11 protein-coding genes are annotated in these 13,476 nt (G+C 35.9%); 1 reads left to right on the top strand and 10 read right to left on the bottom strand.

Going from position 1 to position 13,476, the window contains the following annotated elements; all coding sequences use genetic code 11:
• Window positions 1-11 precede the first annotated feature (11 nt).
• Both D1B32_RS17285 and D1B32_RS17280 read right to left on the bottom strand, forming a co-directional pair.
• Window positions 12-1,349: an alkaline phosphatase gene (locus D1B32_RS17285; protein WP_095308235.1), complete on the bottom strand. Its 1,338-nt coding sequence runs from the start codon at window positions 1,347-1,349 to the stop codon at window positions 12-14.
• A gap of 275 nt (window positions 1,350-1,624) precedes the next feature.
• Entirely contained in the window at window positions 1,625-2,677 is a 1,053-nt protein-coding gene (locus D1B32_RS17280; RefSeq protein WP_095308232.1) for a hypothetical protein, read from the bottom strand.
• A 272-nt stretch (window positions 2,678-2,949) separates the two neighbouring features.
• Between D1B32_RS17280 and D1B32_RS17275 the strand changes: the two genes are divergently transcribed.
• The gene (locus D1B32_RS17275; RefSeq protein ID WP_095308229.1) at window positions 2,950-3,315 is read left to right on the top strand and encodes a hypothetical protein; all 366 of its coding nucleotides are present in this window, start codon (window positions 2,950-2,952) and stop codon (window positions 3,313-3,315) included.
• Window positions 3,316-4,134: 819 nt separating this feature from the next.
• On the opposite strand, the gene lhgO is transcribed toward D1B32_RS17275, so the two are convergent.
• From lhgO to D1B32_RS17235, 8 genes are all read right to left on the bottom strand, one after another.
• Window positions 4,135-5,343 (bottom strand): L-2-hydroxyglutarate dehydrogenase, encoded by a 1,209-nt coding sequence (lhgO, locus tag D1B32_RS17270; protein ID WP_118889976.1) that lies wholly within the window; start codon window positions 5,341-5,343, stop codon window positions 4,135-4,137.
• 163 nt (window positions 5,344-5,506) lie between these two features.
• Window positions 5,507-6,208, bottom strand: coding sequence for a FadR/GntR family transcriptional regulator (locus tag D1B32_RS17265; RefSeq protein WP_095308224.1), 702 nt, complete (start codon window positions 6,206-6,208; stop codon window positions 5,507-5,509).
• Between the two features lie 284 nt (window positions 6,209-6,492).
• Complete coding sequence (locus tag D1B32_RS17260; protein ID WP_095308222.1) at window positions 6,493-7,455, bottom strand: 2-hydroxyacid dehydrogenase; 963 nt, start codon at window positions 7,453-7,455, stop codon at window positions 6,493-6,495.
• Between the two features lie 31 nt (window positions 7,456-7,486).
• Window positions 7,487-8,269, bottom strand: a complete 783-nt coding sequence (locus D1B32_RS17255; RefSeq protein WP_095308220.1) for an HpcH/HpaI aldolase family protein — start codon at window positions 8,267-8,269, stop codon at window positions 7,487-7,489.
• 185 nt (window positions 8,270-8,454) lie between these two features.
• A complete protein-coding gene (locus D1B32_RS17250) occupies window positions 8,455-9,378 on the bottom strand; it encodes a dihydrodipicolinate synthase family protein (RefSeq protein ID WP_095308219.1) in 924 nt (307 codons plus the stop codon).
• 24 nt (window positions 9,379-9,402) lie between these two features.
• Entirely contained in the window at window positions 9,403-10,383 is a 981-nt protein-coding gene (locus D1B32_RS17245) for a hydroxyacid dehydrogenase (RefSeq protein WP_095308217.1), read from the bottom strand.
• Window positions 10,383-12,362, bottom strand: coding sequence for a TRAP transporter permease (locus D1B32_RS17240; protein WP_095308215.1), 1,980 nt, complete (start codon window positions 12,360-12,362; stop codon window positions 10,383-10,385). The genes D1B32_RS17245 and D1B32_RS17240 overlap by 1 nt, the downstream gene beginning before the upstream one ends.
• Before the next feature lie 78 nt (window positions 12,363-12,440).
• Window positions 12,441-13,445: a TAXI family TRAP transporter solute-binding subunit gene (locus tag D1B32_RS17235; RefSeq protein ID WP_095308213.1), complete on the bottom strand. Its 1,005-nt coding sequence runs from the start codon at window positions 13,443-13,445 to the stop codon at window positions 12,441-12,443.
• Between the last annotated feature and the right edge of the window lie 31 nt (window positions 13,446-13,476).

Raw genomic sequence — 13,476 nt, 5'->3', positions numbered from 1 at the left:
TCTCACCTTCTTTACTTCAATTTCATCGCCTCAGCAATAATTTTAGGAAGATCCGTATTATCATGGAACCCAACAAATTTATGTGTTTGTGGACCATAAGCATAGACTGGAATATCAGCACCTGTATGATTAGTACTTGTCCATCCAATGCTTGCACGGTCGCTTACAATCGTATTAATAGCAAGCGGCGCATTATCAGCTTGTTGAATTTCATTAATTTCTTCTTCTGTTAACTCAAATCCAGTATGTGTTTTCAGAACTTCACTTACATTGGAGCGGTCTTCGTTTAATTGGGTTGCCATGTAATCACCTGTAGCTGTTACATCTGTTAATAGATCAGCATTTAAATCCATTGAACCATTCGAACCAGTTGTCATCCCACCAGTATCATGATCAGCTGCAACAATTACTTGTGTCTTTCCATCTTTCTTAGCAAAATCGATTGCTTCTTCAACTGCCTTTTCAAATGCAGCGACATCAGACATTGCCCAAGCTGCATCATTAGCATGACCTGCCCAGTCAATTTGACTTCCTTCAACTACTAAGAAAAATCCGTCTTTGTCTTCTTCCAAAACATCAATTGCAGATTCAGTCATTTCAGCAAGACTAGGTTCTTCTGTTTCAGCACGATGAAGCTCTGGAGCAAGTGCATCATCTGCAAATAAGCCTAAAAGCTTTTCACCTTTCTTAAGTGCAATTTGCTTATTGTCTAGTAATTGACTTCGTGTTTCTACCAATTCATATCCTTGCTCCTCAGCTTGCTCAATTAAATTAAGCTTTTCCTGATTTCCGCCTTGATCGAATGGTAAGAAATTGTTTTTCCCTCCGCCAAGGATAACATCTACTTCATTTTCAAGCATTTGTCTAGCAATCTCCGTTTCATTATTACGATCCTCGACATGTGATGCAAATGATGCTGGTGTAGCATGTGTAATCGTAGAAGTTGCTACAAGTCCAGTTGCCTTTCCGTTTTCTTGAGATGCTTCTAAAATTGTTTCAAGCTCGTTGCCCTCTGTATCCATTCCAATGACACCATTATTCGTTTTTTCACCTGTAGACATCGCAGTACCTGCAGCAGCAGAATCGGTAATATCAGAGTTAGCAGAATGTGTCGTGAACATTCCTTTTAGATGATCATCCCATACTGCATCTTCCCCCTTGTACACGCGATAGTTACTTGCATAATCAGCACTAAAGCCGTCTGGAACCATGAAGATAACATTCTCTACCTTCTTATTTCCCTTTCCTTTTCTATCTACAGCATCCGGTTTTGCGTCTACCGTTCCTATACTTAATCCAGACAATACAAGGGACGTACTAAGTACAACAGCACCAATCTTCTTAAACATCCTACACTCTCCTCTCAAATTTTTATTACAATTTAAGCGTAAAGGAAAGATATCTAAATGAAGTTACATGCTAGTAAAAGTCTAGTAAACTTTTTTCACCCTAAATAACTACCTCTTTTTTCATAGAGTTATCTGTAACCACTTGTCATTAACCGATAGAACTTGATATAACTTCATTTAATCCCTTTCACTTGATCCATTACAATCCACCAAAAAAACACTATCACTAGAGAGAATTCCCCTATTAAGATAGTGTTTTTTAACTATAATATATTCTATTCTTCTACCGTGATTGTTATCGTTTGCTCAACTACTTTGGTTTCATCTTCATCGTTAACGAAATCACCTGCAAGATTTTGACCATTCTCTCCATATACTTCTGTGACATGTGGACCATTATTATGATGGGATGGATCCATTGTAATAACAATATCATACTCGGTTAGATTTTTAATTCGACTGTCTTTTTCAGGATCATGAATATATAAAACTGTTGAGCCATCTGGATCCGTGTAGCTATACCCCTGAAATCCTGATGTAATATAATTTGGAATGTCTGCTCTTGCCAGAATAAATGTATCTTCTATAATGTTACTATTTATTTTTACTACAACATAGTCATCTTGTTTCTCGATTACTGGCTCTATCCATACCTTGGGGTTTCCATAATCCTCCGGCAAATCCCAGCTTGGTTCCGTAATCGAAAAATTATGTTGACCACCATCTATTGTAGCCGACTGTTGGAAGGATACTTTTTGATAGATTTCATTTGATTTCGCATAGTTTTGTACGAAGCTCCCACCCAGTTGGTTTAAATAATGATTTTTTATCTCCCCATACTGATTTGCTGGCTCAAATTTCAATTCAATATGTACGATTCCTTCTACTTCGTCTGGAAGAATATATTCCAATTCAAACTCTCCATTTTCGTTAACCTCAGTTCGATCAATTCCTCCAACTAACAATCCATATTCTGATTCAATTGAAAGAACAAGTTTTGACTCAGGCAATAGATTGGTCATGCCTTTTACAGAAACGAGCTTATTATCGATCTGAAATTCCCCTTCCAGCCTTACCTCTGAATCTCCTTGATCTTCTGGAGCCTCTTTTACTTGATTGACTTCAAAGGAAACCTCTTCCGTATTATCTACTGACTCTACTTCCTTTTCCACTTTCTCCGCCTTTGTACCTTCAGTTTCCCCAGCTTGTATACTTCCACTGCTTTGTTTTTCTGTTTCACTTTGTTCTTCATTATCACTACTACATGCTGCCAAAAATAAAATCATTAGTGCTAAAAACATAAATAATAAACGTTTACATCTAACCACGAAATTGATTCCTCCTAAATATAGTAAACAATCAATCCTAATGATACCGTTTGCCTTTTTGAATAACAACAGTACCAAGTACCTATAAGAAAAAAACTGGTGACAGTTCACTTTGTACTTTCATTATAGGGTCTTAACATTATGTTATCTACTTCACAAATTAGACATAATTACTATAAAAATTTCCTTGAATGTCTTTACATAAATGCGCTTTCATATATAATATAATTAAGTGATATATTTCACAAACAAAATCTAAAGGAGGAATAGCAATGGCTAACCTTGATACAGGTCTTACTTGTGTATATCAAACACAAGGTACGATTGCTCGTGAAAATATTCGTTCGAAATTTGTGGATTACCAAATTGCAGACATAAGCCTTCACCCGGATATACCGCTGCCTACTGAAGGAAATCATCCTATTTCCATAAAAATTGAAGGTACTTGGTACAAAGCAATTGCTTCTGTTGTAAGAACGCTGGCAAACGGTAATAGTAAAGCAGTGAAAGCATATATTCGTAACTTTAATCAGCAACTTCAAGCATGTAACGTACTAATTTCCTGGGATAATTATTTAAGCACTTCGAAAAAGAAAAAGCAACAAGACAAATCATTACCTCTAGCTATGAATTTATAAGAGCATACTACTTTATTAAAAGGCATTTTTAGGAACATTCTCGTAATCCATAAAGTAGTATCGCTATTCCTTATCCAATAATTTTAATCCTCATCTTCCGACCAAGGAATCGAATAATAAAGCTCTCCTAGATAATCAAGATATCCCCAGCCAATTCATTTCTGAATTCCTCTACAATAACTATACAACCGATTATGAAATGTCTTGAAAAGCGCTTCATCTTTTTCACATTCCATCACAACTTTCTGTAGTGGAATTGGCTTATCAGCAATTCATATTGCTTCGTCTAAGCTACTTTCATTGGCGTACACATCAATGACAATAATTTAGAATTAGCAAGGAAGTTTGGTGCTGATGTTTCCGTTGATGCTCTAAGTATTACGGAAACTTGTATGAATGGAATAAGTAGCTAAGAAAAGGTGGACGCCATCACAGGTCAGTGTAATGACGAAAAAGAAGCTGGTTTTATCTGGATTCCATAATCAGAAATCGTTTATTACGACACTCAGTATGCCCGTAGCTCGCTTCACTACACTACCAAGTTGCAAAAGGAAAATTGAAACCAGGGAAAAATGGTAACTCGAGAGATTAAGCTCTCTGAATGTGGAAGGAATTTTTGAAACCACAAGTAATTTTGCAACTTCTGGTACGTTTGTTGTAACGGATTACTCTTAAATAGCGTTAAAGCTGCTTGTTGTTTTTATGCAAGCAGCTTGTTTTTCCAATAGTAATCTTATACCTAAATGATTTTGATTATAAAGATGATAAAAGTTCTGCAAAAAATGATTCACGTAACTATAGGACCCCTTATCTACTCAATCAAACAATTACCAAATTATCTGATCGTTCGCCAATTTGTTTAACAACTTCTTTACCTATCTCTAACGAGGCTGTTGCTGCTGGTGATGGTGCATTACATACATGCAGGCTTTTCTTGCCTTGTATGATTTGGAAGTCATCAACCATTGATCCATCACTATTTAAAGCCTGTGCTCGGACTCCTGCTGGTCCTGGGACTAAGTCTTCACTCTTAATTTCAGGGATAAGCTGCTGTAAGTTTTCCACAAACTTTTTCTTGCTTACAGAACGAACCATTTCATTAATTCCTTCCTTCATATTTTGACTCGCTAATTTCCAAAAGCCTTTGTAGGTTAAAACTTCTGCAAGATCTTTTATGTTGATATCTGACTTTTTATAGCCTTCTCGTTTAAAGCTGAGTACTGCATTCGGTCCTGCTTCAACTTCTCCGTTTATCATTCTCGTAAAATGAACACCTAAAAAAGGAAAATCAGGATTCGGAACAGGGTAAATTAAATTTGTTACTAGATTTCTTTTTTCTGCTTTTAATTTATAATACTCTCCGCGAAACGGTACAATTTTCATATCAATATGATATCCTGCTAGTTTAGCAATTCGGTCACTTTGCAATCCTGCACAATTAATTAAAAATTTGGCTTTATAGCTTTGCTTGTTCGTATCTACTATCACTTCATGTTCAGATTCATTAATTGATAGTACAGTCTCGCCACAATTTATTTCACCATCATGCTGCTCTATAATCTCTGCATACTTGTTTGACACCATTTTATAATCTACAATTCCCGCAGTTGGAACTTGAATAGCTCCAATACCTTTAACATGTGGTTCTATTTCATGTAACTCTTCTTTATTTAGTTGTCTTATAGATAACCCATTCTGTAGTCCGCGTTCATATAGATTATTAAGTAATGGACGCTCCTTTTCATTTGTAGCAACAATTACTTTTCCACAAATATCATGATTAATATCGTATTTACGTGAAAACTCAACCATTGATTTGCTTCCTTGTTTTGCAAAGCGTGCTTTAAAACTACCTGGTTTATAATATATCCCTGAATGGATTACCCCACTATTATGACCTGTTTGATGTGTTGCCAGTTCTTTTTCTTTTTCAAGTACAAGTATTTTTTTGTTTGGATATTTTTCTGTTAAATTCATACCTACAGAAAGCCCTACAATACCACCGCCTACAATGATGTAGTCAAACATGTCCATTCCTCCTCGTATTCAATTCCGCGGTTCCGCTTGTCATCCACCTTGATGTACGACTAGTTGACTTCCAAAATCTGTTGTCGCCTTTATTTCAGGTTTCGGTACAAATCTATCTTAATGAAAGAATCGGCCACCCAACCTGTCCATCTATCTCTTAAAATTACGAGTCTATAAAATATCTTTTCTTAGCTGCAACTAAGTGATTCCACATAGCTGTCTGAGCTTTTAATTCATCTTGTTCTTCGATTGCCTTGTAGATATCGAAATGCTCCGATAAAATTATTTGCCCTTTTCCACTTTTAATACTTTTTTCACGTAGTATATTTACTCCTTGTATGAATGGGTCTGTAAAAAGTTCTACTGCTTTTAACAACATGGGATTTTTAGCCGCTGTTACGACCGAAATATGAAATTCATAATCTTCTTCTGCTGCAACCAAATCATTTGCATAAGCTTTCTCCATTTTAATATAAGCACTTTTTATCTTTTGTAAATCTGTCTCTGAACGTCTAATTGCAGCTAAATAAGCGGCTTGTCCTTCTAATCCCTGTCGGACCTCTATTAACTCAATAAGGTTTAAACCTTGACTATTTAAAAGTTTATCCAATTTGTTTAGTAATTTCGTATTCTCATCATTTATTAAAAAAACACCTTTACCTTGTAAAACTTCTACTAAACCTGCGGATTCCATCACACTTATTGCTTCTCTAACCGAGGTACGAGAAACAGAAAGGTTTTCAGCCATTTCTCGCTCCGAAGGTAATTTATCTCCTGGTTTAAGCTCATTATCTCGAATCAAAAGCTGAATTTGTTCTATAATATCCTGATATAATCGTTTTCTACGTATTGGCTTTAACATCATAACTAATCTCCCTTTTCCATAATATTATCTACTCTTTTTTAAAGGAACATCACTCCCTATTCTACTAGGTTCTCAATAAATATAATTTTTTATTAGCTATTCCATCCTTACCAACGATATTGGTTCGATTTTAATTTTATCACTTTTTATATACCGAATGAATTTACTGCACCAATAGGACATTTACCTTAAGATAACAAACCTTCTAAAGTTTATGGAGTTGTGTTATAACGAATGAAGTGCTCTAATCTTTTAACACCATCTTCAGCAATGGATAATACTTATTATATGAATACTTCCTTATTTATTAAACTAGGAGGGATTTCTCCTTGCAAACCTTTAATTAAATTTTCCGCTGCTAACTTAGCCATTTTATACCTAGTTTCCAATGTTGCAGATCCAATATGTGGTAATGTTACGACATTTTTCATATAAAGGAGGGGATTATTTGGTTCCACGGGCTCTTTTTCATAAACATCAAGTCCTGCTGCACAAATTTCTCTTTTTTTTAAAGCCTCAACTAATGCATCTTCATCAACCATTTGTCCTCTAGCACCATTTACAAATATAGCTGTTTTTTTCATGAGAGAAAATTCCTGTTTTCCTATTAGTTGAACCGTTTCGGGCGATAATGGTGCCATTAGGCAAACAAAGTCTGATTGTTGCAATAACTTTTGTAACGATACATATTCTGCTTGTAATTGTTCTTCTGCATTAAGCTTCCTAGAGCGATTATGATATAGAATCTTCATTTTAAAACCAAAGTGAGCCCTTTCAGCAATAGCTTTTCCGATTCTTCCCATTCCAATAATTCCAAGCGTCTTATGATGAATATCTACACCATATAAATCCTCGCCAATTTTTCCCGTCCACTGACCAGACTTTACATACTGATCAAGTTCTGTGATTCTTCTAGCGGTTGCTAACAGTAAACCGAATATCGTATCGGCAGTAGAATCCGTCAAAACATCCGGAGTATTCGTTGCCATTATTCCACGTGCATTGACAGCTTCCATGTCTAAATTGTCATATCCTACAGAGATATTGCAAATGATTTCTAAGTTCGGTGCTTCATCCAAAAGTGTTCGATCTACTTTCAAACCCGATCCAATGATTCCATGTGCATCTTTTAACTCATGAATAAATTCTGGATTCTCTACGTTAGTAAGTTCAACTACTTGAAAATGTTTCTGTAATATTTTTAATAGGTCGCTATAGATTGGATTATAAACGATAATCTTTTTCATCTTGGTCACCCACATTCCTTAATTGGAGTACTTATTTTTCAACTAGACTACCTATGACATGATTTGTAAAATGCTTAAATGATTGGTTAATTAAAGATGTAACGGTAATCCCAACGTAGTCTGCCCCCCAATTTTTCCGCATAAGTGCACCACTTCTATCCTTTGTATGGATACCTACTTTTACTCCGTATGTTTTAGCAGTTTCATAGATATTGTCAATTGTTTTTAACACTTCTGGATGATCAATTGATCCTCCGTATCCTAATGAAACGGACAAATCTGTTGGTCCAATATAAACCATATCAATTTCTTTCACACTAAGAATCTCGTTTAAATGAACCATTGCTTTTTCTGATTCAATATGAATTCCAATCAATGTTTCTTGATTGGCTTTTTCCAAGTATTGTTGAATTGGAATATTGCCATAATCAGCTGCTCTCATCGAAAATGCAGCTCCTCTTTTCCCAAGAGGTGGATATTTCACCGCTTCAACAATTCTTTCTGCCTGTTCCTTAGAATCAACCTGTGGAACGTGTACTCCGTGCGCTCCACGATCCATTACTTTTAATAGTTCAGAAGGGTCGCTAGATGAAGTTCGAACCAAAGGAGTAATCCCTTTATTTTCTGCAGCAATTACCATGTTTTCAATATTTTCATAAGAATGCATTCCATGTTCATTATCGATCACAATGACATCAAACTGACTTAATGCAGCCATTTCTATGATTTGTGTGGAAGGAAATCCAACAAAAACACTAAGTACAGGATTTTCTGTTGGTTCACTCCATCGTCTTTTTAATTGATTATAAAACATGTATCCCTCTCCTCTCTATTCTTCATCTACTTTATAATTGTTTCTATATTCGTATCTTATATCGCATTCATGAGACTTAAATAACTCTTCTAAGGAACTCAGAATGGTTTTTCAACACCTTCTCATTCCATAATTTCTACAATTGCTTCAAAACAGTTATTGTTTTTATCACTTTTGATAAGCACTTAGTTTTTTACTTCCTCTTTTAACATGTTCCAACTTCTTAAAATTCCTCTTACTTCTTCTTTATCAGCTTCATTCAGTGGGCTCACTGGTTCTCTAGTGACACCTGCACGTAATCCCACTTCTTCCATTGCTTCTTTAATAACCACAACATTGTTTCCATCATGATGTTTTGCTCGTAAGTTTTCAAAGCCAATGACTTCATTCCATATGTTCCACACGGTTTCATCATCAGCATCACGAAGCGCAGTAAGCATCTTTTGGGAGCTGGATGGATAAATATTAATCAATCCAGATGTAAATCCTTTCGCTCCTGCATAATAAAAGTATGGTGCCCATTTTTCAGCCGTACCACAAATCCATGCAAGGTTATGTTCTTTAGGAACTTCACGAACCACTTGCGTAAAACGTGGTAAATCATTGATGGCATATTTCACACCTATAAATTTCTTAAGAGATGCTAATTCCTTAATAACATCATCACTTAGATTAGGATTTTTAAAATATATAATGGACGGAATATCTAATGCTTCCATAATTTTTTTGAAGTAAGAAATTGCACCTTCCGTCGTAATGAAGGGATGAATTGGTTGGTGAATCATGACACAATCTGCACCAGCTTCTTGTGCATCTTTTCCTAATTCGATTGCAGTTTCCACCGAGTAACCAACACCAGCAACCACTGTCGCTCTCCCATTAATTTGTTTTGTAACTTTTCTCGCTACTTCCTTTGCTTCATCAAGCGTTAGCGCATAAAACTCACCGGTATTCCCATTTGGAACAATGACCTCTGTATCATTCTCTAATAAAAATTCAATATTTTCTTCTACCCCTTGCCAATCAATTTCTTTCGTACCCTCATTAAAAGGTACAATATTAATTGCACAAATTGTCTCTAATTTTTTTGCAATACTTGTAAAATCCATGTTCAACACTCCTCTTATTATTTTTCATATATTTTGTATAGAACTAAATAAATGCTTATTTACACAATTGACTGGTTCTTTCTCTTGCAATACATTAATAATTTCTTTGGCAGCACCAGATGCCATTTGACCTAAGGATTCTTTGGTATGCGCTGCCATATGCGGTGTTACAATGATATTTTCTAAGTTCCATAGAGTATAATTATCTTCTGGAGGTTCATTCTCAAACACATCTATACCTGCTCCGCGTATTTCATTATATTTTATTGCTTTATATAGTGCTTTTTCATCAACCAAGCCACCTCTAGCACAATTGATTAGAGATGCAGTAGATTTCATTTTTTGCAATTCTTTTTCACCAATAATATGATGAAGTTCTGATGTATATGGTAAATGCAACGATACAAAATCGGATTGTTCTAAAATCGTATCTACGGAATCTACAAATACAACATTTTCTAAAGATCTTTCGTTTTGAATGTAAGGATCATAAACAATGACATTCATATCTAATCCTAAAGCACACTTTTTCGCCGTTAATTGACCAATATTTCCATACCCAATTAAACCTATTGTCTTATCCGTTAATTCATTCCCGATAAAATACTCTCGCACCTCAAAATGATTTTTACGAAGAGCTTTATCTGCTTTAAGAATGTTACGAGACAAAGCTATTATCATCCCGACAACATGCTCTGCTACAGCATTCGAATTTACTCTAGGAACATTACAAACATAAATACCTTTCTCAGCTGCAGCAATAATGTCAATATTGTCATATCCTACACCCGAACGAGCGATTACTTTTAATTTCTTCGCCTTTTCTATCAAAGAGCGCGAAATCACTTTGGTTCGAACTAATATCGCGTCACAATCAACGACAATTTCCTCTAGTACTTCATCCTTGGTCGATTCTGGTTGTATGATTTCAACATTAGCATTTTTTAAGACCTCCATTCCGCTACTAGAAATTGGCTGAACTACTAAAACTTTATACTGGGTCATCAAATTACCTCTTTTCTATTATCAATTGCTATATCCAGTCTTTTTTTTCTCCTTAATTGATTGAAAAAGACTAAAGCTAATATAGCAATTCCAATCGAATCCGTCATGATCCCCCCCTGAATTAATAATAATGAAGCACTAAATAGCAGTACACTTTCAATAATCTGATTTTTAACAAGAAAGAAACCGACAACAGATGTAGCAAGAGCAAATACCCCAATGATTGCTGATACTAATGCTAACCCAGACGCTAAATAATCATTGGATTGTAACAATAGTTCTGGAGAATAAACAAAGGCGAAAGGTACGATAAATCCGGCAATCCCTAATCTAAATCCCGTCCAACCTACTTTGGAAGGACTTTCTCCTGCGATACCTGCAGCCGCATAAGATGCAAGTGCAACCGGTGGTGTTATTGCTGACAAACAAGCAAAATAAAGCACAAAGAAATGAGCAACGATTGGTTCTACACCTAATTGAATTAAGGACGGCGCTGCAACGGTAGCACCCACGATGTAACAAGCAGCAGTAGGAAGTCCCATTCCCAAAACAATCGCTGTTACCATCGTTAGGAATAAAGTTAAGAATAACTGTTCATTTGCTAGGACTAAAATGACATTAGCCAGTTTTAATCCTACACCGGTAAGAGATACTACACCGATAATAAAACCAACAACAGCAGTTGCAATTGCAACCGTAAGACCACCTTTTGCTCCCTCTTCTAAAGTTTTTAATAACGTTTTGAAATCCATACGTGTGGACTTTCTTAGGTAAGAGACTAAGAAAGTTGCGACAATTGCAAAGAAAGCTGCATAGATTGGTGTGTAATCCATGAATAATAAAACCATTAGCAAAATAACCGGTAAAATTAAATGCCCTCTTTCTTTAAAAATTGGCTTAAATGCAGGCAACTGTTCCTTTGGTATCCCCTTTAACCCATTTTTCTTACCTTCATAATGGACCATAATCCAGATCGATAAAAAGTAGAGAATAGCCGGAATAATAGCAGCAATTAATACCGATGTATACGGGATACCTAACATTTCTGCCATTATAAAAGCAGCAGCCCCCATAATCGGAGGGGTAAACTGTCCACCAGTAGACGCAGTCGCTTCTACACCACCTGCAATACGCTTGGAGTACCCTATTTTTTTCATCAAGGGAATGGTGAATACCCCAGTTGTAGCAACATTAGCAGTTGCACTACCATTGATCATTCCTAAACCAGCACTACCAAGTATGGATACTTTTGCAGGTCCTCCTACCCTATGACCTGCAATCGCCATCGCACCATTTGTAAAAAACGACGATAGTCCAGTTCCATTCAAAAAAGCCCCAAACAATATAAATAAGAAGATGTAAGTTGCAGAAGTACCTAGAGCAATTCCGAAAATCCCCTCACTTCCAATATACATATGCTCAATTAACGTAGTAGCAGTATATCCACGATGAGCTAGCGCACCTGGCAAATAAGGACCTAAATAGGCATAGGCTAAAAATAGTAGCGATAAAATTACTAATTCTATTCCTACACTTCTACGGGTTGCTTCAAGAATAACAATCATGGTAATCGCCCCCATGATTAAATCAATTGTCGTTGAAGACATTCCTCTACTTGCAATAGTGTCAAACATAACAAATAAATACCCAACAGAAATTGCAGAGACGGTTGCAAATAAATAATCAAAAATCGTTGGTTTACCTTTATTCGATTTTTTTCTACCCGGGTATAGTAAGAACACAAGTACAAGTGCAAATAAAAGGTGTAGGGCTCTCTGCTTCGTACTTACCATTGGAACAACTGCAGTAAATAAATGGAATGAAGACATGGCAATAGCAATAGTAGCAATTAATAGTCCAGTTTTCCCTTTCATAATTCGTGATTTTGATTCGTTGTCTTGGTTTTTTGACAATTCATCAATATCTATTAATTCTATCGTTTTCTCACCTTTTTGCTCTTCAGATAGTTGTTTTGTCATGTAATCACCTCTTTTTAATTTGGTAATTCCTTCTATAGACAGTGGAGTAGCTTTTTCTACTACCCCACTGTTCATCATTTATTCATCAATTTCTAACCCTTGTTCTTCAAAGTATTTAATGGCACCTGGATGTAATGGGATAGTTTTACCATCTAAAGCATTTTCCAAGTTAATATTTTCTGCAGCGATATGAATGTCAACTAGATCTTGTTTATTTTCATACAATACTGTTAAGAACTCATAAACAAAGTCCTCAGACATTTCAGAGCTACCATGCAACCAGTTTGCTACTGCAAATGTTTCTAATGGTTCTGGTTGATTTGGATACGTATCTGCTGGAATAGTAAATGGATAATATGCAATATTTACTTCTTCCGCAAGTTTTTTTACTATTTCTTCATCAAATTCCAAAATTTCAAAGTCACCGCTACTCATCAAATCCAGCATATTAGAGCTACCTAATGATGCAATCATATTCGCACCATCGGCCTGTCTATTTCTTAATAACTCTACGGATTGTGATTCACTCGTATATTCTGGTGTAATATCTTCATAAGTAATATCTGCCACTTGTAATAATTCTTGTGCATTGATTTCCGTAGCACTTCCAGATGCACCTACAGCAATCCTTTTCCCTACAAAATCTTCTACTGATTTAATACCAGCATCTTTTCTTACTGCAAATTGCATTACATTTGGGAAAAGATACGTTATCTGTGTGATTTTATCCATTTGATTCCCTTCAAATTGACCAGTTCCTTCATAAGCTTCTTTCGCAACACCGGCTTGAGCAACCCCCATTTCCGCATTCCCTTTTTGAATATTTTCTAGGATAACCGGTGATCCCGGGGTAGACTGCGCATTTGCATCAATTTCTGGAAACTCTTCCCCAATTAATTGTGCCATTGCATTTGCAAGTAAGAAGAATGTACCACCACTTGTTGCGCCACCAATTGTGATAAATTGGGGATACTCGGAGGATCCACCTCCACTAGAACTTTCTGAAGTACTATTACCACAAGCAGCTAAAATTGTTGCTAAGCCTAAAATCATCACAACCAAAAATATTTTCATATTTCTCATCGATTAGCCCCCTTTTTTTATCTTCACTGAA

Origin of the sequence: Oceanobacillus profundus, from assembly GCF_003515705.1 — a bacterium.
Lineage (GTDB): Bacteria > Bacillota > Bacilli > Bacillales > Amphibacillaceae > Oceanobacillus > Oceanobacillus profundus.
Note: the sequence above shows the minus strand (reverse complement) of the source record. Positions and strands in the feature narration are given on the sequence as shown.

Excerpts from the sequence above, each read along its gene's own strand:
- D1B32_RS17240 (WP_095308215.1), bottom strand. The coding sequence starts at position 12,362 with ATGACAAAACAACTATCTGAAGAGCAAAAAGGTGAGAAAACGATAGAA.
- D1B32_RS17245 (WP_095308217.1), bottom strand. The coding sequence starts at position 10,383 with ATGACCCAGTATAAAGTTTTAGTAGTTCAGCCAATTTCTAGTAGCGGA.
- D1B32_RS17260 (WP_095308222.1), bottom strand. The coding sequence starts at position 7,455 with ATGAAAAAGATTATCGTTTATAATCCAATCTATAGCGACCTATTAAAA.
- D1B32_RS17285 (WP_095308235.1), bottom strand. The coding sequence starts at position 1,349 with ATGTTTAAGAAGATTGGTGCTGTTGTACTTAGTACGTCCCTTGTATTG.
- D1B32_RS17235 (WP_095308213.1), bottom strand. The coding sequence starts at position 13,445 with ATGAGAAATATGAAAATATTTTTGGTTGTGATGATTTTAGGCTTAGCA.
- D1B32_RS17265 (WP_095308224.1), bottom strand. The coding sequence starts at position 6,208 with ATGATGTTAAAGCCAATACGTAGAAAACGATTATATCAGGATATTATA.
- D1B32_RS17250 (WP_095308219.1), bottom strand. The coding sequence starts at position 9,378 with ATGGATTTTACAAGTATTGCAAAAAAATTAGAGACAATTTGTGCAATT.
- D1B32_RS17255 (WP_095308220.1), bottom strand. The coding sequence starts at position 8,269 with ATGTTTTATAATCAATTAAAAAGACGATGGAGTGAACCAACAGAAAAT.
- D1B32_RS17275 (WP_095308229.1), top strand. The coding sequence starts at position 2,950 with ATGGCTAACCTTGATACAGGTCTTACTTGTGTATATCAAACACAAGGT.
- lhgO (WP_118889976.1), bottom strand. The coding sequence starts at position 5,343 with ATGTTTGACTACATCATTGTAGGCGGTGGTATTGTAGGGCTTTCTGTA.